23 protein-coding genes and 1 pseudogene are annotated in these 24,099 nt (G+C 51.0%); 8 read left to right on the forward strand and 16 right to left on the reverse strand.

Annotation, left to right across the window (positions count from 1 at the left end):
- Nucleotides 1-22 precede the first annotated feature (22 nt).
- The gene (locus AC5JMP_RS12490; RefSeq protein ID WP_495851799.1) at nt 23-805 is read right to left on the reverse strand and encodes an SDR family NAD(P)-dependent oxidoreductase; all 783 of its coding nucleotides are present in this window, start codon (nt 803-805) and stop codon (nt 23-25) included.
- 45 nt (nt 806-850) lie between these two features.
- A complete protein-coding gene (locus AC5JMP_RS12495) occupies nt 851-1,999 on the reverse strand; it encodes a DUF4268 domain-containing protein (protein WP_495851800.1) in 1,149 nt (382 codons plus the stop codon).
- 398 nt (nt 2,000-2,397) lie between these two features.
- On the opposite strand from AC5JMP_RS12495, the gene AC5JMP_RS12500 reads away from it, so the two are divergent.
- The 3 genes from AC5JMP_RS12500 to AC5JMP_RS12510 all read left to right on the forward strand — a co-directional run bounded on the left by AC5JMP_RS12500 (nt 2,398) and on the right by AC5JMP_RS12510 (nt 5,768).
- Entirely contained in the window at nt 2,398-3,207 is an 810-nt protein-coding gene (locus tag AC5JMP_RS12500) for a Uma2 family endonuclease (protein ID WP_495851801.1), read from the forward strand.
- 45 nt (nt 3,208-3,252) lie between these two features.
- Entirely contained in the window at nt 3,253-4,086 is an 834-nt protein-coding gene (locus AC5JMP_RS12505) for an aldo/keto reductase (protein ID WP_495851802.1), read from the forward strand.
- A 410-nt stretch (nt 4,087-4,496) separates the two neighbouring features.
- Nucleotides 4,497-5,768 carry a C1 family peptidase gene (locus AC5JMP_RS12510; protein WP_495851803.1) on the forward strand — a complete coding sequence of 424 codons (1,272 nt, stop codon included), beginning with the start codon at nt 4,497-4,499 and terminating at the stop codon, nt 5,766-5,768.
- A gap of 124 nt (nt 5,769-5,892) precedes the next feature.
- Here AC5JMP_RS12510 and AC5JMP_RS12515 read toward each other — a convergent pair whose 3' ends face one another.
- Complete coding sequence (locus AC5JMP_RS12515) at nt 5,893-6,456, reverse strand: Uma2 family endonuclease (RefSeq protein ID WP_495851804.1); 564 nt, start codon at nt 6,454-6,456, stop codon at nt 5,893-5,895.
- A 142-nt stretch (nt 6,457-6,598) separates the two neighbouring features.
- Between AC5JMP_RS12515 and AC5JMP_RS12520 the strand changes: the two genes are divergently transcribed.
- The gene (locus AC5JMP_RS12520) at nt 6,599-7,084 is read left to right on the forward strand and encodes a protease inhibitor I42 family protein (protein WP_495851805.1); all 486 of its coding nucleotides are present in this window, start codon (nt 6,599-6,601) and stop codon (nt 7,082-7,084) included.
- 6 nt (nt 7,085-7,090) lie between these two features.
- Here AC5JMP_RS12520 and AC5JMP_RS12525 read toward each other — a convergent pair whose 3' ends face one another.
- The 3 genes from AC5JMP_RS12525 to AC5JMP_RS12535 form a co-directional block, all read right to left on the reverse strand.
- Complete coding sequence (locus tag AC5JMP_RS12525; protein WP_495851806.1) at nt 7,091-8,206, reverse strand: aldo/keto reductase; 1,116 nt, start codon at nt 8,204-8,206, stop codon at nt 7,091-7,093.
- A 2-nt stretch (nt 8,207-8,208) separates the two neighbouring features.
- Nucleotides 8,209-8,715, reverse strand: a complete 507-nt coding sequence (locus tag AC5JMP_RS12530) for a bifunctional nuclease family protein (protein ID WP_495851807.1) — start codon at nt 8,713-8,715, stop codon at nt 8,209-8,211.
- Nucleotides 8,716-9,236: 521 nt separating this feature from the next.
- Nucleotides 9,237-9,902, reverse strand: a complete 666-nt coding sequence (locus AC5JMP_RS12535) for an HAD family hydrolase (RefSeq protein WP_495851808.1) — start codon at nt 9,900-9,902, stop codon at nt 9,237-9,239.
- Nucleotides 9,903-10,195: 293 nt separating this feature from the next.
- Here AC5JMP_RS12535 and glgA point away from each other — a divergent pair, with 293 nt between their 5' ends.
- Nucleotides 10,196-11,674, forward strand: coding sequence for a glycogen synthase GlgA (gene glgA / locus AC5JMP_RS12540; RefSeq protein WP_495851809.1), 1,479 nt, complete (start codon nt 10,196-10,198; stop codon nt 11,672-11,674).
- Nucleotides 11,675-11,975: 301 nt separating this feature from the next.
- On the opposite strand, the gene leuB is transcribed toward glgA, so the two are convergent.
- Entirely contained in the window at nt 11,976-13,055 is a 1,080-nt protein-coding gene (gene leuB, locus AC5JMP_RS12545) for a 3-isopropylmalate dehydrogenase (RefSeq protein ID WP_495851810.1), read from the reverse strand.
- Between the two features lie 58 nt (nt 13,056-13,113).
- Nucleotides 13,114-13,410 (reverse strand): hypothetical protein, encoded by a 297-nt coding sequence (locus tag AC5JMP_RS12550; RefSeq protein ID WP_495851811.1) that lies wholly within the window; start codon nt 13,408-13,410, stop codon nt 13,114-13,116.
- Between the two features lie 409 nt (nt 13,411-13,819).
- Between AC5JMP_RS12550 and AC5JMP_RS12555 the strand changes: the two genes are divergently transcribed.
- Nucleotides 13,820-14,716, forward strand: a complete 897-nt coding sequence (locus tag AC5JMP_RS12555) for a CoB--CoM heterodisulfide reductase iron-sulfur subunit B family protein (RefSeq protein WP_495851812.1) — start codon at nt 13,820-13,822, stop codon at nt 14,714-14,716.
- A 123-nt stretch (nt 14,717-14,839) separates the two neighbouring features.
- The gene (locus tag AC5JMP_RS12560; RefSeq protein ID WP_495851813.1) at nt 14,840-16,408 is read left to right on the forward strand and encodes a CapA family protein; all 1,569 of its coding nucleotides are present in this window, start codon (nt 14,840-14,842) and stop codon (nt 16,406-16,408) included.
- Nucleotides 16,409-16,453: 45 nt separating this feature from the next.
- On the opposite strand, the gene AC5JMP_RS12565 is transcribed toward AC5JMP_RS12560, so the two are convergent.
- A complete protein-coding gene (locus AC5JMP_RS12565) occupies nt 16,454-16,714 on the reverse strand; it encodes a helix-turn-helix domain-containing protein (protein ID WP_495851814.1) in 261 nt (86 codons plus the stop codon).
- Nucleotides 16,715-16,861: 147 nt separating this feature from the next.
- Between AC5JMP_RS12565 and AC5JMP_RS12570 the strand changes: the two genes are divergently transcribed.
- Entirely contained in the window at nt 16,862-17,131 is a 270-nt protein-coding gene (locus AC5JMP_RS12570) for a hypothetical protein (protein ID WP_495851815.1), read from the forward strand.
- Here AC5JMP_RS12570 and AC5JMP_RS12575 read toward each other — a convergent pair.
- The 7 genes and pseudogenes from AC5JMP_RS12575 to AC5JMP_RS12605 form a co-directional block, all read right to left on the reverse strand.
- Nucleotides 17,128-17,472 (reverse strand): annotated as a pseudogene (locus tag AC5JMP_RS12575) (type ISP restriction/modification enzyme); the annotation flags it as partial. The gene AC5JMP_RS12570 and the pseudogene AC5JMP_RS12575 overlap by 4 nt on opposite strands.
- A 184-nt stretch (nt 17,473-17,656) precedes the next feature.
- Nucleotides 17,657-19,549 carry a molecular chaperone DnaK gene (gene dnaK / locus AC5JMP_RS12580; RefSeq protein ID WP_495851816.1) on the reverse strand — a complete coding sequence of 631 codons (1,893 nt, stop codon included), beginning with the start codon at nt 19,547-19,549 and terminating at the stop codon, nt 17,657-17,659.
- Between the two features lie 429 nt (nt 19,550-19,978).
- Nucleotides 19,979-21,370: a DUF3084 domain-containing protein gene (locus AC5JMP_RS12585; protein WP_495851817.1), complete on the reverse strand. Its 1,392-nt coding sequence runs from the start codon at nt 21,368-21,370 to the stop codon at nt 19,979-19,981.
- Nucleotides 21,371-21,476: 106 nt separating this feature from the next.
- Nucleotides 21,477-22,130 carry an arsenical resistance protein ArsH gene (gene arsH / locus AC5JMP_RS12590; RefSeq protein WP_495851818.1) on the reverse strand — a complete coding sequence of 218 codons (654 nt, stop codon included), beginning with the start codon at nt 22,128-22,130 and terminating at the stop codon, nt 21,477-21,479.
- A 52-nt stretch (nt 22,131-22,182) separates the two neighbouring features.
- The gene (locus tag AC5JMP_RS12595; RefSeq protein ID WP_495851819.1) at nt 22,183-22,887 is read right to left on the reverse strand and encodes a tetratricopeptide repeat protein; all 705 of its coding nucleotides are present in this window, start codon (nt 22,885-22,887) and stop codon (nt 22,183-22,185) included.
- 214 nt (nt 22,888-23,101) lie between these two features.
- Nucleotides 23,102-23,566 (reverse strand): arsenate-mycothiol transferase ArsC, encoded by a 465-nt coding sequence (locus tag AC5JMP_RS12600; protein ID WP_495851820.1) that lies wholly within the window; start codon nt 23,564-23,566, stop codon nt 23,102-23,104.
- Nucleotides 23,563-24,024 (reverse strand): phosphatase domain-containing putative toxin, encoded by a 462-nt coding sequence (locus tag AC5JMP_RS12605; RefSeq protein WP_495851821.1) that lies wholly within the window; start codon nt 24,022-24,024, stop codon nt 23,563-23,565. Before AC5JMP_RS12605 ends, AC5JMP_RS12600 begins: the two co-directional genes overlap by 4 nt.
- Nucleotides 24,025-24,099 lie beyond the last annotated feature (75 nt).

Here is a 24,099-nt window from a genome sequence, read left to right on the forward strand (position 1 = left end):
TAGAAAATAGTAAAAATCGACGTTACGATCGCAAATAGCTAGCTCCGTTCACGTCCACAATACCGCCCGTCAAAAACTCGGCACCCTCAGATGCTAGAAACAGCACCGTGTGGGCAACTTCTTCAGGACGTGCCACTCGATTAAGAGGGCTTTGTTGTCGGACTGCATCTCCGGCAGGGCTTTCTAGAATGGAGCGCGCCATGTCTGTTTCAACAAATCCCGGCGCAACGGCAGTGACAAAAATGTTGTGTGGGGCAAGATGTTGAGCCAGAGATTGACTAAAGGAATTGAGTCCGGCTTTGCTAGCTCCATAGGCGATCGCCCTCGGCTCTCCTCGAAAGGCTCCCCGTGAGCTGATATTAATGATTCGTCCGCTATTGCTCTGAGTCATGTTGCGTTGAATCATGTGTTGAGCAACGCAAAAAGTGACGTTGGCAATGCCAATCAAATTGGTATCTAAAGTTTGCCGCCAGACGGTCTGCCAATCTGCGTAGTTTGTAACATCCAATGGATTTTCCTGATAGACTCCAGCACTATTCACCAGGATATCAATCTGTCCTAAATAGGCGATCGCCTCATTCACCATTTTCTCTACAGCGCTGGCATCTGCGATATTTGCCTGAAAGATCTGATGATGATTATCCGCAAGCATCTCTTTTGTTTGCTCAGCCGCTTCCTGACTGTGTCCGTAATGAATTCCTAATTTCGCTCCCGCTTGAGCAAAGGCAATGGCGATCGCTCTACCAATACCCCGCGATCCACCTATCACCAAGACCTTCTTATTCTCAAAAGATAAGTGAGTCACGTTACTTCCCTAAATTCCTACTGACTTCCAATTCCTACTTGTTTTCTAAGACCCAGGCAAACTAGCTGACTTCAGCGGATTAAAACCATAGTCTGGTAGCGGCTGATAGTCGTTTGCGTTGAGGCGCTTAATACGATCGCCCAACACGTCATGAAACTGTTCCAGGTAGACACAGAACCACTGATAATATTCAATCCACTGATCGCGATCGGCAAGATCAACATCCGCCAAAGTACAGTAAATCAAGCAGGTTTTTCCGTCACCTTCCGCATCCCATTCTAAGGGAATACCAATCTCAGCTTCAATCGCCTCTTGTTGTTCTTCCAGCAAATAGAAGTGGGGTCTTGCGTCTTCACCGGAGAGCAACAGCCCCACAGTTAGGCTCTGCTCTGGCTCATCTGCGTCTAGTTCATTTGAGCCTGGTTCATTTGAGCCTGGTTCAACTTGATCAGATTCATCCAATCGGGTATACAGCCGAAATCCAGCTCTCCCAATAGCAAAGCTGATGTTATCTTCAGTCGAAGGGTGACTCGGTTTTACAATACTGCCCCGTCGCTCTAGCTGATGGCACAGCCCATACCAAAAATCTAGATTCTGCTGTTGTGCCTCTGTCAGAATCTCTGGAAGAATCTCTGGAAGAACCTCTGAGAGATCTTCTGGTAAAAGCTCTGCTAGAGAGTCAGACACAGCGATCGTTTCTCTATGGGGTTGGACGACCCAATTAAACTTGGGAGCTACTGATTCACCAATGCGCCACAGCTCAATCTCTACCCCAAAGAAGTGAATTCCTGGAGCAATCTGATTTAGCCAACTCAACGCTGCCTGATGCTCTGAGGTAAAGCTACTGGCGATCCAGATTACCGCAGCTGCCTGAAGCGTGTTTGCCTGAAGCGTATCTGCCTGAAGACGCGCCATCGCTGTCAAAAGCTGTCCCAGATGATAATGATCGGTTGGCTCTAGCTGAGTCTCGATCAAAATAGGGCGATCGTCACCATCCCGACAAAGAATCTCGGCTGAATCAGTTTCTTCCTGGGACACCGTTAGCTCTATGCCAATGGCTTCTCCCAACAGCTTGATGATGTCTGCTTGCGCCAGCCAAGACGCGAACTCAGCATTCTCCCCACTCCAGTAGGTGCGCAAGTCAACTTTTTCCAATCGTCCCAAAGTTAGCTTTTGCAGAGGCTCAGATGGCATATTCAGCAGCACGAATGATTTCTCTCTCCATCCTACGCTGCCAGAACACAACCTTTCGAGCAACCTATGTAAGGTAATCGTTAAAGAGGAAGGATTTTTTGTTGCGTGCGCAACAAAAAATCCTTCCCTGAATACCCCCATCTCTACATATAGCTGTCGCCCGTTTGCTTAGGAAAGTTAGGGTGGGGCGCTTCGCGCCCCACCCTAACTTTCCTCGTCCTAACCGCCTTGGCGGTTGCCATAGCATTGGGCATAGTATGGCGCTATGCGGCTTAGATCCAATAAGTTATTTTTGGAGAGCCGCGCTCCGCGCGGCTCTCCAAAAATAACTTGTCCTAACTCAATTACGTAGTGCTATATCAGACGTAATATAGGAACTATTGCACTTGCTAGATGCCATGACTCCAGAGCTTTTAGCCGAAGAACTTGTCATTCCTGACATCAGCCACATTGTTACTGAAGACGACACGCCCGTGGATAATTTTCAGTCTGAAAAACAGCAGCGGCTTCTCGTGGAGCCGCTTTACAGTTCTCAAGCTGTACCCCCTCCTTTTATTGCGGCTGCGAACGTTGGGCTATTCTACGGACTCAAGCTTGACCCGATCGTCCCTGACGTCTTTCTGAGCCTAGAGGTGCAGATGCCCGAAGACTGGAGCCAGAAGCAAAACCGCTCCTACTTTGTCTGGGAGTTTGGCAAGATGCCCGATGTGGCGATCGAGATTGTCTCCAATCGGGAGGGCAAAGAACTTGGCAAAAAGCAGCAGATCTATGCTCAAATTGGCATTCCTTACTATGTTGTATTTGATCCGCTAAAGCAGCTTCAAAAATCAGACGAGATGAATGGCGAATCTCTTAAGGTGTGGGCACTCAACGCTAGGCGGTATATGGAACTGCCCGCACCTTTCTGGCTAGAAGAAGCAGGCGTGGGGCTAACGCTCTGGGAAGGCGAGTTTGAGGAACAGATAGGAACCTGGCTGCGCTGGTGCGATCGGACGGGCAAAGTTGTTCCAACAGGCAAGGAAAGGGCAGTTGCATCTGAAGCAAAAGCCCAGGAAGCTGAGGTAAAAGCCCAGGAAGCCGAGGCAAAAGCCCAGGAAGCCGAGGCAAAAGCCCAAGAAGCTGAGGCAAAAGCCCAAGAAGCCGAGGCGAAAGCCCAACGTTTAGCTGAACGGTTGCGAGCAATGGGCATTGACCCCAATCAGGATTAACCGCGAATCCCTTAAGTCATCTTCACCATCCCAACGGGTATCACCGTGAAAACAATTCACTTAGCTTCTGGACAATCCATCCCGGCATTGGGTCTAGGGACTTGGCGAATGGGAGAGAATGCCAGCCAGCGCCAAGCTGAAATTAGAGCTTTACAACATGGCTTAGACTTGGGCATCTCTCTAATTGACACTGCCGAAATGTATGGTGAGGGAGGCGCAGAAGCGGTGATTGCTGAAGCGATCGCCCCTCATCGTTCAGAGGTTTTTCTAGTCAGCAAGGTCTATCCCCATAACGCTTCCTCCCAAAAAGCGATCGCTGCCTGTGAGCGCAGTCTGCAACGGCTTAAAACGGACTATCTTGACCTATATTTGCTGCACTGGCGGGGTTCTATCCCGTTATCAGAGACGCTGGAGGCATTTCAAACGTTGCAACAGTCTGGCAAAATCCGCAGCTATGGGGTGAGCAATTTCGATCGCCGTGATATGGCAGAAGCCAGTGGAATCAAGGGCGGAGAGGCGATCGTCACCAATCAGGTACTCTACAATCTCATGCGGCGCGGCGCTGAGTGGGATCTATTGCCTTGGTGTCGGCAGCGCAGTATGCCGATTATGGCGTATTCCCCCATTGAGCAAGGTCGTTTGCTCCAGAATCGGATGCTCCAGAAGATTGCCCAGCAGCGAAATGTGACTGCGGCACAGGTGGCGATCGCTTGGCTGCTGCATCAGGAAGGCATCATTGTCATTCCTAAATCAAGTCGAGTAGAACATATTGATCAGAACCGAGCCGCCCTGGATTTGAAGCTGAGTTCAGAAGAACTCATGGCACTAGACACCGCATTTCCAGCGCCTACCCAAGCTGTACCGTTGGAAATGCTCTAAATCATGGGCAGGGAAACTTAGAAACTTATTTCCGGAATTAGCTCACAAATATTTATCTTTGATTGCGATGCTCAATTGCAATCCCAATTTTGTATAGTTAAAAATATTCAGCTTGCCTAAATTGAAGTAGATTATTTAGACAATTTTGAATATTGCTTAATAGGAGTAGCGATCGTGCAACTCCTTACGCTACAGGGCATCTGAAGAGTACCCGCGCGGGTAATGTACTCTAATAATCTTTTTTGGCACGATAAATACATCAAGCGGTAGCAGCCAAGCGGTAGCAGCTTTCAAAACAATAGGAAGCTCCTCAATAACCCGATGCTTTCAACCTATTAAAACTTCGCCTAACTTCAGCTCAAGATCAACAGCTTGCTCACCCCCTAGTTCAATAACCTGGAAGAATCATTATGACGGACAACATTAATCCCATTCAGCTACAGTCTGCTGTTTCTGCTGCCGGAGCGCAGTGGCAAGCCAACGAAACCACCATTTCTCAGCTTTCTACCCTTGAGAAAAGGATGCGCTTAGGCTACGTTCCTTCAGATGGGGAACTGACGCTAGAGCAGCGCGAACAGTCGGCGCGGATGAACTTTGCCGTGATGCAGTCGGCGATCGACAAAGGGCAAACCTTCAGCTATCCCTCGTATCACAACCTGCAAGATGGCGGCTACGTCACACCAATCAAAGATCAGTCGAGCTGCGGTTCTTGCGTAGCTTTTGGAGCCGTTGCCACCGTAGAAGCAACCTACCAGATGCAAAAGAACAAGCCCAACTCAGGCATTGATCTTTCAGAAGCTCAGCTTTTCTACTGCTATGCCAGTCTGGATGGCTACGGCTGCGGCACAGGCTGGTGGGTGTCTCCTGCTCTAGAGGCTTTTGTCACGGGCATCAGCGATGAAGCTTGCTTTCCCTATATACCCGGAGATCAGGCTTGCGTCGTCTGTGCGGACTGGCAAAACCAAGCCATCAAAATCAAGAGCCACCACGAGATTACCGACCTGGCTGAAATGAAAGAGTGGCTGTCTACCAAAGGCGCACTTGTAGCCTGCTTCACGGTCTACAGCGACTTTTACTACTATAGCAACGGCATCTATCGCTATGTTTCAGGCGACTACGAAGGCGGGCATTGCGTTTCGATCGTCGGCTATGACGACGTGGCAAGCTGCTGGATCTGCAAAAATAGCTGGGGCGAAGGCTGGGGCGAAAATGGCTTCTTCCGCATCGGCTACGGCGAATGTGGGATTGATGCCACCATGTGGGCAGTTGATAGCGTAGTAGAGCCTCTGGCAATGATCGCTCCTGTCTACGAGTACAACGCCACCGCACCCTGGCGCTATCAGTATTCCACTAGCCCCGATGTGCAAGATGGCTGGACGCGCCTCGGCATCGGCTTCTATGCTTTTGGAGCCAGCCAACCCGGAACCGTTCCGGTCTACCAGTGTCGGGCAGAAAATCCCTGGCGCTATTTCTACTCTACTCAAGGCTGCATTGGCGAAGGCTGGACAAACGACGGTATTGCCTTCTACGCCTACGAAACTCAGGTGGAAAACACGATTCCGGTCTATCGCTATGTCGCGGCTGAACCCTGGCGTTATCAGTATTCCACCAGTCCCAGCATTGGAGACAGATGGACGAATGAGGGAATTGCCTTCTACGTTTATGCTGCTAAACCTGCGTAATCGCGCCAGTGCTTGAAACCTGGTGCTTGAAACCAAGACGACTGATGAGTGCAGATGGGATGTTGGCGATCGCTCAAGGTGTCAAAACAGGAGGCGATCGTCAGCACCTTTCCTATCAATTGTTTTATTCAGAGAGCCAGCTAAAGATCTCTCCAACGCTTAGCTTTAACTCCCCTGCAAAAGCTGGAACGAGAAGCAGTTGTTCTGGTTCATCGAAAATCATCGTCTGCTGTTTGGGCAAATAAATCAACACCGTCTGTTCAGCCGGGTCAATCAGCCAGCCTATTTCAGTTCCGTGATCGAGGCAATGTAGAATGTTTTTAGTCACTTTCGTCTGACTTTGCTCTGGCGACAAAATCTCAATAACCCAATCTGGCTGCATTTGAAAAGCGTCTGCAATTTCTCCATTTTCGTCACGCGGAATTCTAGACCCAACAAACACCGACACATCGGGCACGATCGATCGCTCTCCAAAAGTACAACGCAATTCTGAAAAAGCTCTGGCGATCCGGCGAGGTTTAAGAATGACATTGATCGCGGTCGCCAGCTCTGTTTGAATGGCGCTATGTTTCCCTTTTGGCATCGGTTTTTGAATAATTTGCCCATCAATGTACTCGCTAGCAGGTTTGGTTTCTGGCAGCGTCAAGAATTCCTCTAAGGTCAAAATTCGAGGCTTTATCTGTACCACATGAACTCCTATAGCGGTCGCCAGTTTGCTTAGGGCATTTTCGGTGGGGCGGTGCGCCCCACCGAAAATGCCCCCGTCCTAACCGCCAAGGCGGTTGCTATAAAAGAAGACCGATGGGCGATGTGCTTTTATTCTATAAGCTATGCCACAACCGCTAAACCCCGATCGAATGCTAGGTCTTCCAGCAATATCTTTCAATATTCTTAGGTCTGTATTGATACTTGTCTTGCTGGCAGGCGCGATCGCTCTTCCATCTTGCTCATTCAGTCCTTCTAGCTCAGCATCCTCTCAGCCAACCGGGAGCCAAACCATGCCTCTAGCCCTCACTGCCGCCGATTCTGGCAAAACCCTTGAGGTTAGCTCAGGTGATATCCTGTCGATTCAGCTTGCTGAGAACCCCACAACAGGCTATCGCTGGACGTTGCAAACTCCGGACGAGCAAATCCTGGAGCTGCAAAGTTTAGAATTTTCTCCCGCGAATTCAGGCATTGGGGCAGGCGGTCAACGCACTTTCACCCTCCAAGCAAAATCTCCTGGCACAGCTCACCTTCAGCTCAAAGAATGGCGGCAGTGGGAGGGGGATCGCTCCATCCTCAATCAATTTGAGCTAACAGTGCAAGTCAAATAGAAATCTCTACTCTCCCCAGAGTCGCCGTCTAGATTTTCCATTGAGCCGATCATGGGTGTCGCGCAGCAAGCGGGGAATATCTAGGTTTTCAGGGCACCGGGGCAGACAGTCGCCGCAGTCTGTGCAGCGATCGCCCTTCCGTCCAGGAAACCAATGTCCGGCGTTTTCAAACATCCGGTAGCGGTACTGTCCGTAATCCGTCATGTCGTAGGCGATCGCCAGATTTCGCAGCCGCAGCACTTCTGGAATATTGATTGCCTCTGGACAAGGCAAGCACTGTTGGCATTGGCTGCACTGATCGGTGCCCAAGGCTTCAGCATGGTGACGCTGCAATCGTTTCAACGCCATTGACTCTTCCGGCGTGAGGGGATCATCACTCACATTCAACGCCCCTAGCTCATCAGGATGGGCAGCGCCCACGCTCAAGGTGGTAATGCGACAATCGCTTAGCAAAAACCGATAGGTCAACGCTAGCGGCGAAAAAGGCTGGCACAGAGCTTTGAGGGCAAGCGGCGGCGTGTGCAGCATTCCCCCCTTATCGGCAGGCGAGATGATGAACACGCCCATATCGTTGGTTGAAGCGAGAGAGATTGCCGGGGCGTTGCGCTGGTTAAACCAGTAGTAGTGCAGATTGACAAACTCAAATTGATGGGTGGCGATCGCCCGCAAAATCACTTCCAGCGGCGCATGGGTAGAGAACCCCACATGGCGGATGCGTCCGTCGGCAACAGCTTTGCCCACGGCGGACATACAGCCGTGCGGGTTTTCGATCCAGGCAAGATGCTCGACAGTATTCACCCCGTGAAGGGCAAAACAATCGAGATAGTCAACGCCTAATCGGTGCAAAGATTGGTCGATCTGCCGCTCCAGAGTGTCAGCATCCGGCGTGGGCGGAATTTTGCTGGTAATGTAAACCTGCTGCCGGGGCACCGATCGCAGCGCCAAGCCCAGAAATTTTTCGCTGCTGCCGTAGCCCTGAGCGGTTTCCAGATGATTGATGCCTAGGGCGATCGCTCTTTCTACCGTGGCGATCGCATTTGCCTCAGATGCTAGATAGCGCATCGTCCCCAACGAGAAAATTGACAGGCGCAGATCGGTTTTGCCAAAGCGCCGATACTGCATCCCTACCCCTCGTCTTGTTTGCTGAACCGTCCGCCCTGTTTAAAGTCATCTGGACGAATGGTGTCCAGAAAGTCTCTAAAGGCTCTGCGATCGGCTTCATCGGCATCGCGATCGACGGGCATGGAAGCATCAGCAACCACTTCTTCCATCACCCAAATGGGGCTTTTGGTGCGGATAGCTAGGGCGATCGCGTCGCTAGGGCGAGAATCCACTTCCTTGCGAGCCTCGCCCTGACGGAGCTGTAGGATGGCATAAAACGTATTGTCTTGAAGGGAATGGATGACAATACGCTCTAGAACCATATCCCATTCATTGAGAAGATTGACCATCAGGTCGTGGGTGAGGGGGCGAGGCGGAGCCTGGTTTTCTAATGCACTGATGATCGCCCTTGCCTGATCTTGTCCGATGTAGATAGGCAGCTGACGGCGCTCTGTCGCGTCTCTCAGAAGCACGATCGGACTGCGAGATACCGCATCCAAGGCAATTCCAGCGACTTTCATCTCAATCATTGGCTTAGCCTCTAGAATCCGTTAGAGATAGAAATAAGGATAGCTGAATTGAAGAGTAGGCTGTAGGCAGTTTACCCGCAGTCACCTACCAGTAGTTTACCCACTATTATCCGCCCACCGCTTGCTCCTGTCAGGACAGCCGATGAGGCGGACGGTAGAGCTGCGACATGACTGCGATATCCCAGCTGAAACTGCCAGCAATTGCCAGCCGCCAGCCCATATCCGGTTTACTGATTTCCAGTATGCCCTGATCTGAGGTTAAATCTGCTAGCTCAAACTTGAAACTTTGATAAAAGATTAGGTACTGGTATCCAGGTAACGCGATGTGCGACTATTTTTCTAAAGCTCTTGATCTACGTGGGGCAGACATCTTACCTGCCCAGATTCGGACGGGCGAGACGCTCATCCTACAAGACTTTCAGACCAAGTTGCACATCGCGTTGTCATGATTTTTGAGGACTACCAAAGATCACAAAGATGAAGAGATCAAGAGTTGGTTAAAGGCGCTTTTCAAAGGTGTTTCAAACGGGCATTGCGTCCAACTTTTGGCTCAGCCATTTCATGAGTAGAGGATCGGCAAAATCTTTGATCACGATCGCTGCTCCCAATTTCTTCAATTCTTCTGGATCATGGGTTGAAGCCACGCCCACGACCGCGATTTCTGCCGCTACCGCAGACTGAATGCCCGATGGCGAGTCTTCAAAGGCGATCGCTTCTTCGGGTGAAAGATTGAGCAGCCGCAGCGCCTCTTGGTAGGGCAAAGGATGGGGTTTGCCATGGGGCAGCTCGCCGCCCAGCACCACCAGCGAAAAAGCATCTGCCACCTTGAGGGACTTCAACATAAATTCAGCATTCTCTTTGGGCGCATTGCTGACCACGGCACGGATGAGGTGGCGATCGCTTGCCCAGCTTAGACAATCTAGCAGCCCGTTTAGCGGCTCTAAAGCCGCCTGTTCCCGAAAAACTGCCTCTTTATGTTCGGCAAAAGCAGTCTGCTGCTCTGAGGAAAGATGGGGCAAGAGATCTCTGACAATGTTGGGATTCAGCCGACCGCTGATCTTTTGTTTATAGGCTGCGTCATCAATCTCTAGCCCTTCTTCTGCCAGCACCTGACGCCAAATCTCGTAATGGAGCGTATCTGTTTCGACCAGCGTCCCGTCAATATCAAACAGTAGAGCCTTTAACATAGAGATTCCTTAGCATATTAGATTCCTGGTATAGCTGTCGCCAGTTTGCTTAGGACATTGAGGGTGGGGCGCTTCGCGCCCCACCCTCAATGTCCCCGTCCTAACCGCCTTGGCGGTTGCTACAAAGCTCAGATTCCCTGGAAGACCAGATTCTTTACGGACACCTCTGCAATATATCAAGCCCTTCCCCTTCCTGGCTAAACTCTTCCATCAGGCTCTTCTTACTCCCACCCGCATTCGAGTATAATTTCCCACGAGTTGGAGCTTTACTCACTATCTTTTAAGAAATTATTATGTACATCGTTCAGATCGCCTCCGAGTGTGCCCCCGTTATCAAAGCTGGCGGTTTGGGCGACGTGGTCTATGGGCTGAGCCGAGAGATGGCGATTCGGGGGCATACAGTCGAAATCATTCTGCCCAAGTATGACTGCATGCGGTATGACCAGATCTGGGGACTGCACGAAGCCTACCGAGATCTGATGGTGCCTTGGTGCGATGGTGCAATCCGCTGCCAGGTTTTGTGTGGCTGGGTGCTAGGGCAGCTCTGTTTTTTCATTGAGCCACAGTCGCAAGACCAATTTTTCAACCGGGGCGTTTACTATGGCTGCTCGGATGACAACCTGCGCTTCGCCTTTTTCAGCAAGGCGGCGCTAGAGTTTCTGTTGAAAACCAACAAGCGCCCGGATGTTTTGCACTGCCATGACTGGCAAACGGGCTTAGTGCCTGTGATGCTGTACGAAATGTATCAGTATTCTGGCATGGAGAATCAGCGCGTTTGCTACACCATTCACAACTTTAAGCATCAGGGCATAGCCGGAACAGAGCTACTGTGGGCAACCGGGCTAAACCGGGCTGAGTATTACTTTGAGTACGATCGCCTTCAGGACAACTTCAATCCCTTTGGCTTGAACTTCATGAAGGGTGGTATTGTCTATTCCAACTATGTCACCACCGTTTCGCCCCATCATGCCTGGGAAGCGCATCATACCGAGATTGGCTATGGTCTGGGGCATACGCTGCACATGCATCAGCACAAGTTTAGGGGGGTGCTAAACGGCATTGATTACGATGTGTGGAATCCAGAGGCGGATGGCTACATTCCCTACAGCTACACCGTCGAGAAGCTAGACATTAAAGCAAAAAATAAGCGGGCACTGCGCGATCGCCTCCTCCTCAGTCAGGACGATGAAAAGCCGATCGTGGCGTTTATTGGGCGGCTAGATGAGCAAAAAGGAGTTCATCTGGTTCATCACGCGATCTATTTCACGCTGGGGCGTGGGGCACAGTTTGTTTTGCTGGGTTCGGCAACAGAGTCTGGCATCAATGCGCACTTCTGGCATGAGAAAAACGTTTTGAACGACAGTCCTGACTGTCATCTGGAGTTAGGCTTTAATGAAGAGCTGTCTCACCTGATCTATGCGGGTGCAGATTTCATCATTGTGCCTAGCAACTACGAGCCTTGCGGACTCACCCAAATGATTGGCTTGCGGTATGGCACGGTGCCGATCGTCCGAGGGGTTGGGGGTCTGGTAAATACGGTGTTCGATCGCGACTATGACGAGTTTCATCCGCTTGAAGAGCGCAATGGCTATATGTTTTACCAAAGCGACAACTATGCGTTGGAATTTGCGATCGATCGGGCGTTGGGTCTGTGGCATGGCGATCCAGAAGGCTTTAAGGATCTGGTGATTCAGGGCATGAAGTACGACTATTCCTGGAATAATCCGGGTCAGGATTATCTGGCAATTTACGAGTTAATTCGCCATAAGTAAGTTTATTCGGTCAAACTTGCGCTTTGCTTGTTTCCTAAAACAGACTTTACTTCAAGTCAGTTTATTCTCTTGGTCGTACATCTAGACATCATTTTTGCCGTCTCTTTTTTCTCTCTTGCTTCCTCCTGCCATTGATTCTCAAATCCCATTAGAGTACCCTGCCTAATACTGTTTTAAGGTCTAAGCGCGGCACTCAAAAAATATCTGCCTCGTAAGCACATCTGGGTATAAATTTTTTTGAGAGGGGCGCTCCGCGCCCCTCTCAAAAAAATTTGTGCATAAAATCAGCAGTGCCAGAGTGTTAGCCCAGGGCTTGCATCAATGCTGCGCCCATTTCTTTGCAGCCGACAAGCTTCATGCCGGGAGACATAATATCGCCCGTGCGGTAGTTTGCGTCTAGCACCGTCATCACGGCTTGCTCTAGGCGATCGCCTGCTTCCGGTTCATTTAGCCCGTAACGCATCATCATGGCGGCACTCAGGACTTGAGCTAGAGGATTTGCCTTGTCCTGTCCGGCAATATCAGGAGCAGAGCCGTGAACGGGTTCAAACACGCCGGGGCCTGAAGCTCCCAAACTCGCAGAGGGCAACATACCAATACTGCCCGTCAGCATGGCAGCCGCATCAGAGAGAATATCGCCAAACAGATTGCCTGTAACGATCGTGTCGAACTGCTTGGGGGAACGCACGAGCTGCATTGCGGCGTTGTCTACGTACAGGTGAGATAGCTCTACGTCGGGGTAGTCGGCGCTAAGCTGGGTGATGCGATCGCGCCAGAGTTGCGAGACTTCCAGCACGTTGGCTTTGTCTACTGAGCAGAGTCGGCTGCCGCGTTTCCGGGCTGCTTCAAAGGCGACCTTGCCAATGCGATCGATCTCGCTTTCGGAGTAAACCATGGTGTTTACGCCGCGTTTTTCGCCTGTTTCGGTCGTAAAGATACCCTTCGGCTGCCCAAAGTAAATGCCGCCCGTTAGCTCTCGCACCACCATAATATCGACACCTTCCACAACTTCGCGCTTCAGGGTAGAGGCATCAATCAGCTGCGGCAAAATCTTTGCCGGACGCAGGTTAGCAAAGAGTCCCAGCCCAGCCCGCAGATCTAGCAGACCCCGCTCTGGACGCAGGTTGTTGGGCAATGAATCCCACTTGTAGCCCCCGATCGCTGCTAGCAAAACGGCGTCGCTGTCCTTGCAAATCTCCAGCGTCTCATCAGGGAGAGGATTGCCTGTAGCATCGATCGCCGCTCCGCCCATCAGCGCCTCCTTGAAGCTGAATTGCAGGTCGAGGTGTTCCCCGACGCGCTTCATCACGGCTACCGTCACCTCCATAATTTCGGGTCCGATGCCATCGCCAGGAAGAAGGGTAATGCGGTAATGTGTCATGAGTCGTAAAAAGAGGGTCGGTGGGCGATTCAGTATTTTATCTCAAATGAGGGGGCGCTCAATCTTGCAGCAGAAACTCAATTTGTGGAATCAGCGGATCTTGCACCATGCCCACGCCGATAAATCCCCAGCGCTTGATCAGGGCTTTGAGCTGAGTGCCCGGAAGCGACTCTACCGAAAATCGATGGGCGACCTCGCCGCCGTGGGTATTCAGATAGCTGAGGGCATCGGCATGTTCTTTAAACATCAGTAGGTAGCCAGGGTTGGGAGGTGCATCGGCATTGGGCTGGGTGCGTGCCACCAGATATTGACCATCTGCCCTAGAGCGAACGAGATAAAAGATTTGGGAAAGCATTGGGTGACAAACAGCTTGGAAACGTAAACGTATTAGTAAATTTACCTCAAACTCCTCTCGCGACTCTTATAGCGCTACGCGCTTAGGCTCAATGAGTTATTTTTTGAGAGCCGCGCTCCGCGCGGCTCTCAAAAAATAACTCGTCCTAAATCAATTACGTAATGCTATGCAGCAATTTTCAATTGCCTAAACCACGGTTATTTTTTATAGCTGTTGCCAGTTTGCTTAGGAAATGTCTCCGTCCTAACCGCCTTGGCGGTTGCTATAGAAGCCGCGCTCCGCGCGGCTTCTAAAAAATAACCGACACTTAACCCAGCGCAAAGCGCTGTAAGAGAGTATGACGAGACAGACATTCGGGGAATAAAGACCGCATGATAGAGGAGAGAGGACTACACAAGATACAAGATTCATGACTTTAAAGTACGCCTATTTCCCAGGTTGCGTCGCCCAAGGAGCCTGCCGGGAGCTGTATATGTCAACGCGATCGCTCACTCAGGCTCTGGGTATTGAGCTGATCGAGCTAAAAAAAGCATCCTGCTGCGGCTCCGGCACCTTCAAAGAAGATTCTCAGCTCCTTGAAGATACAGTTAATGCTCGAAACATTGCCCTGGCAGAATCGCTAAATCTGCCGCTACTGACCCATTGCAGCACCTGCCAGGGCGTGATTGGTCATGTGGATGAGCGGCTTAAAGCAGCTCAGCAGGACGATCCCGCTTATCTGGCTCAGGTCAACGGCTTGCTGAAGCAGGAAGGCTGCTCTCCCTACCAGGGCAGCACTGAAGTCAAACACCTGCTGTGGGCGCTCGTAGCTGATTTTGGCATCGAAGCCCTGCAAGAAAGGGTAACGCGCAAGCTGGCAGGTTTGAAATGCGCCGCTTTTTATGGCTGCTATCTGCTGCGCGCCCAGGATCATTTGCCCTACGACGATCCTTACAATCCGCAGTCGATGGAGCGTGTGTTTGAGGCGATCGGCGCAACGCCCGTCTACTACCGGGGGCGAACCCAGTGCTGTGGCTGGCCGCTGTCGAGCTATGCCACAACGGAGTCCTTTAAGATGGCAGGCGGACATATCCAGGAGGCGATCGCTGCCGGGGCAGACTGCATCGTTACCCCTTGCCCGCTCTGCCATCTCAATCTAGATTCGCGTCAGCCTGAAGTCGAGAAGGTGGTGGGGCAGGCGTTGGGTCTGCCTGTGCTGCATCTGCCGCAGCTAGTGGCACTGGCGCTAGGGGTGTCGCCCAAGGAGCTAGGACTCGATCGTCACGTGGTTTCTACGCGATCGGTCTTAGATAAGCTAGGCGTTTAACTAACCTCCGCTACAGGTGGAGGAATTTCAATTTTCTACGCTACATATGCCGCTTATCTCTGTCAGAAACGCTCTAAAGATCTATGATTAAAGTCACTTATTCTTTTTTTGGAGTAATGGGCTGTGGGCGATCGGCAGATAGAGTTGGCGCGTACGGGAAATGAAGAGGCGATCGCCCAACTGATTCAGAGAGCGCTGCTGAATCAGACAGTTCAGGTGGAAACGCTGCTGCAAGGCGGCAATTTGCAGGTGGTTTTGCAATCATCCCGTTTGCCCGATCGCCCGTTGGCACGGGTCGTTTACGCGACGCTGCTGGGTCTAGATTCTCCTGTAATTCAATCTCTACGGGTCTTTGGGCAGCAAGGACAGCAAACCGTGTGGACGCAGAACTTTGCGCTGGGAGATGAAAGAAATCGAGCTGCCCATAGCCAAACGCTGAAGAGCGATCGTCCTTCCCTTACCCCCTTACCCTCCCACCCTCCCACCTCCTCACCTCACCCCAAAATCGCCTTGCTCCTGCTGCCCACGATTCTGGTTAGCTTCTTGACCGGAATAGGCTTAAGCTTTTTTTCCCAGCGTCAGGCTCCAGGCTCTAGCCAAGCTGCTGAGGCAAATTCTGCAAGAGTCGCGTTGATTCCACCAACGGCTGATGTTGAATTGCCAGCGCCTAAGCCCAGCCTTGCCTCGCCCCTGGCGGCGTTGCCCTCTAGCTCAGCCAAGCCAATCATTTCGATCAAGGCAGTCGGCGATATGGTGCTAGGAACCAATTTTCCGGGCGATCGCCTCCCGGCCGACGGCGGACAGTGGCTATTTGACGACGTTAAGCCCTACTTCGCGGGGGCAGATATTTTGTTCGGCAATTTTGAAAGTACGCTAACAGATTATCCCTACTCGGCAAAAGATATCAACCAGGGGATGACTTTTGCTTTCCGTACGCCGCCCGCTTTTGCCAATGTGCTGAAGGACGCAGGCTTCAACGTTCTCAGCGTGGCAAACAATCACTCGTTCGATTTTTCTGATCAGGGCTTTGCCGACACGATCGCCAATATTGAGCAGTTGGGGATGACGGCGATCGGTCAGAAGGGTAAAATCTCCTATCTCACGGTCAAGGGTGTGCCGATCGCCTTTATCGGCTTCAGCTATTTGCCAGATCACAACTGGATGCTGGATTTGGATACGGCAAGGGCATTAGTCGATCAAGCCAAGCAGCAAGCTCAGATTATCGTGATTTCAGTTCATGCGGGAGCCGAAGGCAGCGATGCCATGAATACACCCGATCGCTCAGAGCTGTTTTTTGGCGAAGATCGGGGAAATTCTGTCCAGTTTGCCCATGCCATGATTGATCAGGGAGCCAGTCTGGTGCTAGGGCATGGGCCGCATGTGCCGCGATCGCTTGAGCTTTACAAGAGCAGGCTGATCGCCTATTCGCTGGGCAACTTCGTGGGCTACCAAACGCTGTCTAGTCAGGGCGTTTTGGGCAACTCGATGATTTTACAGGCTGATTTGAATGATGAGGGCAAGTTTGTCGGGGGCAAGGTGATTCCGGTGCTCTTGGATGCCAACGGTGTGCCCTATGTTGACGACACGTTCCGAAGTGTCAGCTTTGTGCGCAATTTGATTGAAAGTGATTTTCCCGTTACGCCGCTGCTGATTGAGGATGACGGCACAATTGTAATTAATGAGGCTAATTAATGAGGCGAAATGAGCAATAGGCAAGCTCAAAAATCGCCCTTATTTTTAGGAAGCCGGATCTTGCTCGATCGCCCCAAAATCATCAGGAATCTCATCGGCGGTTAAGTTCAAGATCTGCATTAACGCCTTCCACTGCCGAGGCGAGAGTTTGGCTTCGGTTTTGCCAGCAATCCAGCGCTGATAGGTGCGGGGTGGAATATCGCAATGTATGGCAAACTCGTTCTGAGACAGCTTTGTGCGCTGAATTCTCAGAAGTTCGATCGGTGATTCACTATCTTGAAGTCGCCTCTCCCGCTTGCTGTTCATCTAAATTAGTTCGCCATCTTGACGATTTATCGTAAGTTCGTCATAATGACGAATAAGAAAATAAGAACGGGGTAAGCAGCCAGAGTCCTCCAGGAGTAATAGCTTGCCCTCGCTTTCGTGTCTCATTTTATCTAGTGCAAATAAATTATGCTCTATTCTGACCAACTCCGTCCCTGGGTGGTCTATCGTCTGCTGCCCAATTGCCAGCGCCTGATGATGGAACGCTTCCGCAACCGCAACAATGCCGAAGATTATGTGCGAATCATGCGACAAATGCAGCCCGATGCTCAGTTTGAGATTGTGTTTGAGTCTAGCCCAAAGTTACCCGGTGAGCTGTCTTCATTTGAGCAAGGACGATATGAGGAGGGGCGATCGCTCCCAATTTATCTCAGAACCAATCGCTTTCTTGAGCGCTAGGGCATTTGCCTGATAATGTGCATCGTTTCGACGCTGACGGTGCAGACCCGTTGCAGCAAATCTATCACCTGAGTTTTGTAGTCGGCAAAGCGATAGGTGTTAAATTTGGCGGCGATCGTCCCATCTTTGGGCTTTTTCTCTTTGTATTGGTCGAGAATCCATTCCAATGCCGATCGGTTGCCGAGCTTGTAGTCCCAGGCGATCGCAAGGATGCCTCGGAGCTGAGTGTTGTCGTCTAGATAAATGATGCCTTGGGCGTGGTCGGCTTTGAGTTTGGGCTTGGGTTCTGTGAGTTTGAGGGTGGCAGTTTCGAGGCGCTCTAGGCTGTAAGGGGCGATGGAAATCACTGAGGGCGATCGCCCCTATGCTGGGTAAGTTATTACTTCTTGTTTTCCCAAATCATTTTCCCAAATCATTGAGAGCAATAAAAAAGGCTTTCCAGAGCAGTACCCTAGAAAGCCTTCTTCTTATTGAATTATGACGCACTCTACACGCCATAAATTAGTGAGCTGCGATCGCCTGAGATTACTTATCTTCAGAGAACTCAGCATCAATCACGTCATCTTCGCCACCTGTAGGAGGTACGCCACCTTCAGGGTTGCCCATGCCTTCGCCAGGGGCACCTTGATAGAGGCTGCTGCCGATCGTGTACAAGACCTGCTGAAGCTCGGTGGTCAAAGACTTGATCTTGTCAAAGTCTTCTACCGTGACGGCATCGCGCAGATTTTTTACTAGCTCGTCAACCTTGGCTTTCTCCTCGGCAGGAACCTTGTCGCCTAGGTCAGCCATCTGCTTCTCGGCTTGGTAAGCCAAAGAATCAGCCTGGTTCTTCATGTCGATGCGTTCGCGGCGCTCTTTGTCCGTCGAGGCATTGTTTTCAGCATCGCGCACCATTCTTTCAACTTCATCGGAAGGCAGCGTAGAAGCTCCCGTGATGCTGATGGACTGCTCTTTGCCTGTGCCCTTGTCCTTTGCCCGAACGTTCAAGATGCCGTTTGCGTCGATGTCAAAGATGACTTCGATCTGAGGCACGCCACGAGGAGCGGGAGGAATACCGTCCAGACGGAAGGTTCCCAAGCTCTTGTTGTCATTAGACATTTCACGTTCGCCTTGCAGCACGTGAATCTCTACATTGCTCTGACCATCAGCCGCCGTCGAGAAGACTTCCGACTTTTTGGCAGGAACGGTCGTGTTGCGAGGAATGATTTTGGTCATCACGCCACCCAAGGTTTCCACGCCCAAAGAGAGCGGGGTCACGTCAAGCAGCAAAATATCTTTGACTTCGCCAGACAGTACGCCTGCCTGAATTGCCGCACCGACTGCAACCACTTCGTCAGGGTTCACGGTCTGGTTGGGATCTCTGCCCAGGATGCGCTTCACTAGCTCCTGCACAGCCGGAATCCGGGTCGAACCGCCCACGAGAACCACTTCGTCAATGTTGCTCTTGTCTTTCTTGGCATCACGCATCGAGTTTTCGACGGGAATGCGGCAGCGATCGATCAAGTCGGAACACAGCTCTTCAAACTTCGCCCTAGTCAAGGTGGTGTCCAAGTGCTTGGGGCCATCCTGCGTTGCGGTGATAAAGGGCAGGTTGATCTCAGCTTGAGTCACGCTAGACAGCTCAATCTTGGCTTTTTCTGCCGCTTCGGTCAGCCGCTGCAATGCCTGTTTGTCTTTGCGGAGGTCAATGCCTTCGGCGCTCCGGAAGCCTTCAGCCAGGAAGTCTACGATCTTCTTGTCGAAGTCGTCACCACCTAGGTGCGTGTCACCAGAGGTAGACAACACTTCAAACACGCCGTCGCCCACTTCCAGAATCGATACGTCAAACGTACCGCCGCCTAAGTCAAACACAAGAACGGTTTCGTTGCTCTTCTTGTCTAGACCGTATGCCAGAGAGGCAGCCGTCGGCTCGTTGATAATCCGCAGGACTTCTAATCCGGCAATCTTACCTGCGTCCTTGGTCGCCTGACGCTGAGAGTCGTTGAAGTACGCTGGAACGGTGATGACTGCCTGAGTCACATCTTCACCCAGGTACTTGCTGGCATCTTCCTTGAGCTTCCGCAACACCTGAGCCGAGATTTCTTCGGGCGAAAACTGCTTGCTTTGAGCTGGGCAGTCAATCTTGACATTGCCGCCCACGTTCAGCACTTTGTAGGCAACCTCAGTCGCCTCATTTGTAATTTCGTCAAAGCGACGACCAATAAACCGCTTCACGGAGTAAAAGGTATTATCCGTGTTCATCACGGCTTGACGCTTGGCAATTTGCCCCACCAGGCGATCGCCATTCTTAGCATATGCCACTACAGAAGGCGTCGTGCGAAACCCTTCGGCGTTGGCGATAACGGTGGGCTTTCCTCCCTCCATAACTGCAACGCACGAGTTTGTCGTCCCTAAGTCTATTCCAACAACCTTTGCCATAAATCGATTACTCCGGTTCTAACGTAGCTCTATGCTGACTAACTGCTGACTGATAACCGCGCCCTTAAGGATGGTCGGCACATGATAAATGAGAGCCTGAATGCGCGACGATCGCCACGCCCTATATCCGCACTACTTATATACTGTGTACCTTTATCCATCTGATGAAGGGGTGTTTACCGAACAAGAATTTGGACGGTTTGGAAATTTTAGAGTTTAGAATTTGGACTTTGGATTGAAGACCCCAAAAGCTCAGGGTTTTGGCAGCCTCAAAGCTAAGTGAATCCAAATTGCTTCTAAAATTGCTCTAATGCTCTTAGTTTAAGGATTTTGGCGATCGACGGAATGGGGGCGAACCGTAAGGAACAGGGGGGTTTGCCGCCTCTCCTAGCTTCTGACTCTCCCGAATGCTAGCTTCTGACTCTGCCCCTACTGCGTTCCAAATAGGATCTGCCCAGCTTGTACTGCCTGTAGATCAAGCCGAATACCCGCCGTATAGGCTTCTTCAGCCGCGATCGCCTGAACTTCTATAGGCTGCTCAACTTTCTTAAGCTGCTCCAGAAAGCTGTAGAGGCGATCGCGGTTGGCAATTTGGATGGTTTCAGGCACAATTCCGGCTTGTCGCGCCCGAAATTGAGCGGCAGTAATCATTTGATTAATTCGCATCTTGAGTTCGTCTTCGGGCATGGTTTTAGGATCAACCGTTGTAGAGGCAACCACTTCGCCCTGACGGTAAACAAGCTGATTGGGAATGGCGCTCACATTCACCTGAACGCAGTCTTCCCCTGCCAACACGCAGGGTTCGCCCACCACATAATTACCATCTGACAAGACGCGAATCACGTAAACCTTGCCGTCTTGAATCTGATCGATGATTCGGGTAGCTTCGGCATTGGTGATTTGAATGATTTGCTCGGCAACATCAGTCGTGTCGGGGCGGAGGCGCTGAGCTGCCCGGAGATTGGCCGTCTGCAAAAGCTGATTGATCACCTGCTGTGCCGCAGTGGGATCGCTGACCCGCACAGCTCCAGCCGCTAGCGTCTGGTTGCGAAGAATGGCAACGTTGCCTTGCCGCAGGTCTTGATATTCTTGCTCTAGCGACTGGTATTGGCGATCGAGGATATCAATTTCTTGCGTCAGAGAACTCCGCTGCACTTCAAGCTGCCGCAGCTTTGCCTCTCGTTCGGCAATGGCGCGATCGCGTTGGGCAATGTCCTGATCGCGTTGGGCAATTTGCGTCCTCACCTCATCTCGCTGGCGGACTAGATCTTGGCGATCGGTCTGGAGCTGCTGAATTTCGCTTCTTAGAGCGGAAGCCTGCTGTGAAACAGAACCCAGCAAGGTTTGCGCCTGCTGAAAGTTGGACTGAATCTGCTGAAGCTGGGATTGCGTGGTGCTGAGCTGCTCTTCGGTACGAGCCTGTTTGTCGATCGCGGCCTGAAGCGATTGATTGATTCGCTCTAGTCGTCGCTGAGCCGTAGACTGCTGACGGCGAGCATTCTGAAGCCGCTGCTCGGTTTTATTCTGCTCCGTTTTGGCTTGGGTCAACTCGTCACGAGCCGATTTCAGATCATCCTGAATTCTTTCTAGCTCAAAGACTCCTGTCCTGAGCTGGTCACTGACTGCAAACAAAATCCCTAGCGTCGATGCTGAAATAATTCCGCCCGTAAGAATAGTAATTAAGGTTGCAGTTTTGCGAGGGCGTAGATTAAACAGCGTCAGCCGCGCTTTGCCCACCTTCGTACCCAAGCGATCGCCTACCGTGGCAATCACCCCTCCCAGTATTAGCACCGCTACAATCAAGACCAATCCTGTGGTCATCGCCTACACACCAGAGTTCAAGTCCAGCCTACTATCTCTGGAATCAAATCACCTAACGATTTGATTAGTATTTGAAAGTATTTGAAAAACTGGAGCCTTAAGAACCTCAAAGCTTCGGGTGCAGACTTGGACGATCGCTCTCTTCCTTGCGCTCAAGCTTTGCCTTGCGTTCGCTGTGCCGATCGGTCAAATAATCCACCTTGTCCCGCAGGAGCAGCGTGAACTTGTAGAGTTCTTCCATCACGTCAATCACGCGATCGCGGTAGGGCGAGTCTTTCATTGTGCCGTCGTCGTTGAACTCCTGGTATGCCTTGGCGATCGAGGACTGATTGGGAATGGTGAACATCCGCATCCAGCGCCCCAGCAAGCGCATCGTGTTGACGGCGTTGAACGATTGCGATCCGCCGCTCACCTGCATGACCGCCAAGGTTCTACCCTGAGTGGGTCGGACGGCACCGATGCTGAGGGGAATCCAGTCAATCTGATTTTTCAGGATGCCTGTGATCGTGCCATGCATCTCTGGGCTAGACCAGACCTGCCCTTCAGACCAGAGGCTTAACTCTCGCAATTCCTGCACTTTGGGATGGGTGTCGGGCACGCTGCCATAGAGAGGCAACTCACGCGGGTCAAAAAACCGCACCTCTGCCCCAAATTCTTGAATAATCCGAGCCGCTTCTTCGGCAGCTAGTCGGCTGTAGGAGCGATCCCGGAGAGAGCCGTACAAAAACAAAATTCTGGGCGGGTGATCCAATCTAGTCATACATCAACTTTTAGCGTTCTTGCTAAAGCGAATTCATCATAACTGAGACATTTCATCTAGACAGTTGGTTAATTTGATCTCTAAACTGTTCAGGAGCAAGGGACGCAGCAACGGCGAACAGAGCCTTAGCTTCCTTAATACGTTCCTGCTGTTGTAAGACTAATGCCTTGCCTAGAACTGGACGGAAATCTTGGCGATCGCTCTCAATTACCTGGTTGTAGACAGCGATCGCCTCATTGAATTGCCCCTGTTTAGCATGAATTGATCCTAATAACATTTGAACTGCAATGATATCTGTTCTAGACTGGCAGGTATTAAGGGTTCCAGTATTCTGGGTATCAAGGGTTCCAGCATTCTGTAATGTGTCTTGTAAAAGGCTAATGGCTTCTCCTGAACGGTTTTGCTGCACCATAAGATAAATTAATCCACTGAGGGCTCTAATTTCTAGTGGTCGAATTGCCAAGACATCGCGATAGGCTTGCACAGATCCCTCAACGTTGCCAAACTGTTGCCTCATCTGTGCTAGAAGAATTCCGTACTCGACTCTATTAGGGTTTAATTCAACCAGTTTTTCTAACGGAGTAATTGTTGCCTCAAACCTACCTTGTCGAAGACGAATGTTTAGCAGTCCCGCAAGTGCAGTCTGATTATTGGGTTCTTGCTGCAAGATAAGCTCATAACCTCTCGCCTGTTCTTCTAAATTTGTCTGTTGAGTAACAGGATCAGGGGATGCGGTCGCCACAGTATAGAAGTTCATCTGAAATGTCGCTAAACTAGACAGTGAGAGAATTAAAAAATTTAAGAAAATAGCTCTCATCGTACTCTTGTTGTATTGTTACTTTTTCAAATAGGAGAACTGTCTCAAGTCTAGTTATAGAACAGAAAAATCCACAGGGTGAGAAAGCGATCGAGAAATGAAAGTTTTGGCGCTTGGGGCTTGGGGCTTTATCTTAATCTACACCTCCGGCTTTTCATTCGATCGCTTTTTGGGGCTGCGGATCAGGCAGTTTCAGCAGTTCGACGAGTTTCTGAATGTTCCGTTCAAGCTGAATTAAGGGAGACTCTGTAGTGGTTTCATCCAAATCGCGCACCCGCCAATATTCCACCGTATCGACCCATTCAGGAAATTGAGCAATTACCAACGGTCGGTGTTCCGGCTCATCCACAGCGATGATGTGATCGGCTGCCCTTAAGTCTGTGTCGGTAACTTGCGTAGGATTTCTTAGGCTATCTGGCACCTGCACACCGCGCTCCTTCAGAACGGCAATCACGTCTGGCGAAACTGCTCCCACATTATTGTTCTCGCGGTGCAGCCCTAATCCGCGAGATGTGGCGCGCCAGTCTAAATTCTGCTGGGTTGCCAGGTGGTTGAACCAATGCTCGGAAAATCGACTGCGGTAGTAATTGCCCGTACAAAGGAAGAGGATGGTTTTCATCTGACTCCTGCCAAGGTTTGCAAGAATAAGATTTGAGTCTCTCGAAGATCGAGGTCAGAATTAGCGCGATGGATCATCTGCATCGCATCTGGGTAAGACAAACCGCCAGCAATCAAGTATGCCGCTAAGAGAGTTCCGGTTCGGCGCTTGCCGTTAGTACAGTGAACCGCCACCGCGTGACCCAAAAGATTTTGGCTATCCACAAAATTCTGTAGCTCCTGAACTTGCTTTTGACTGGGAGGCGTACCCCCTTTAGTCGGCAGCCAGCGGTAAGGAATTTGGATCTGCTGATACAAATCCAGATTAGAGGAATCATCCAGCACGGAGACGATCGCCCCCACTCCCGCAGCCTGTAGCTCAGCCAATTCCTCTGCCGTCGGCTTGCGCACTCCCGCTAGCTTGTCTGGAATCACCCACCATAGGGTTTCCAGGATCGGCTGAATAGCTTGTTGCTCCATCGTTCTGAACCTCTCTCTAGATATAGCGCTACGCGCTTAGATCCAATGAGTTATTTTTTGAGAGCCGCGCTCCGC

It is taken from the genome of Drouetiella sp. (assembly GCF_059504425.1).

Bases quoted from the DNA above. Each gene is read 5' to 3' on its own strand.
- glgA (WP_495851809.1), top strand. From the start codon at position 10,196: ATGTACATCGTTCAGATCGCCTCCGAGTGTGCCCCCGTTATCAAAGCT.
- AC5JMP_RS12520 (WP_495851805.1), top strand. From the start codon at position 6,599: ATGCCACAACCGCTAAACCCCGATCGAATGCTAGGTCTTCCAGCAATA.
- AC5JMP_RS12600 (WP_495851820.1), bottom strand. From the start codon at position 23,566: ATGAAAACCATCCTCTTCCTTTGTACGGGCAATTACTACCGCAGTCGA.
- AC5JMP_RS12605 (WP_495851821.1), bottom strand. From the start codon at position 24,024: ATGGAGCAACAAGCTATTCAGCCGATCCTGGAAACCCTATGGTGGGTG.
- dnaK (WP_495851816.1), bottom strand. From the start codon at position 19,549: ATGGCAAAGGTTGTTGGAATAGACTTAGGGACGACAAACTCGTGCGTT.
- AC5JMP_RS12525 (WP_495851806.1), bottom strand. From the start codon at position 8,206: ATGCAGTATCGGCGCTTTGGCAAAACCGATCTGCGCCTGTCAATTTTC.
- AC5JMP_RS12535 (WP_495851808.1), bottom strand. From the start codon at position 9,902: ATGTTAAAGGCTCTACTGTTTGATATTGACGGGACGCTGGTCGAAACA.
- AC5JMP_RS12585 (WP_495851817.1), bottom strand. From the start codon at position 21,370: ATGACCACAGGATTGGTCTTGATTGTAGCGGTGCTAATACTGGGAGGG.
- arsH (WP_495851818.1), bottom strand. From the start codon at position 22,130: ATGACTAGATTGGATCACCCGCCCAGAATTTTGTTTTTGTACGGCTCT.
- leuB (WP_495851810.1), bottom strand. From the start codon at position 13,055: ATGACACATTACCGCATTACCCTTCTTCCTGGCGATGGCATCGGACCC.
- AC5JMP_RS12555 (WP_495851812.1), top strand. From the start codon at position 13,820: ATGACTTTAAAGTACGCCTATTTCCCAGGTTGCGTCGCCCAAGGAGCC.
- AC5JMP_RS12595 (WP_495851819.1), bottom strand. From the start codon at position 22,887: ATGAACTTCTATACTGTGGCGACCGCATCCCCTGATCCTGTTACTCAA.
- AC5JMP_RS12495 (WP_495851800.1), bottom strand. From the start codon at position 1,999: ATGCCATCTGAGCCTCTGCAAAAGCTAACTTTGGGACGATTGGAAAAA.
- AC5JMP_RS12570 (WP_495851815.1), top strand. From the start codon at position 16,862: ATGCTCTATTCTGACCAACTCCGTCCCTGGGTGGTCTATCGTCTGCTG.
- AC5JMP_RS12510 (WP_495851803.1), top strand. From the start codon at position 4,497: ATGACGGACAACATTAATCCCATTCAGCTACAGTCTGCTGTTTCTGCT.
- AC5JMP_RS12530 (WP_495851807.1), bottom strand. From the start codon at position 8,715: ATGATTGAGATGAAAGTCGCTGGAATTGCCTTGGATGCGGTATCTCGC.
- AC5JMP_RS12565 (WP_495851814.1), bottom strand. From the start codon at position 16,714: ATGAACAGCAAGCGGGAGAGGCGACTTCAAGATAGTGAATCACCGATC.
- AC5JMP_RS12550 (WP_495851811.1), bottom strand. From the start codon at position 13,410: ATGCTTTCCCAAATCTTTTATCTCGTTCGCTCTAGGGCAGATGGTCAA.
- AC5JMP_RS12500 (WP_495851801.1), top strand. From the start codon at position 2,398: ATGACTCCAGAGCTTTTAGCCGAAGAACTTGTCATTCCTGACATCAGC.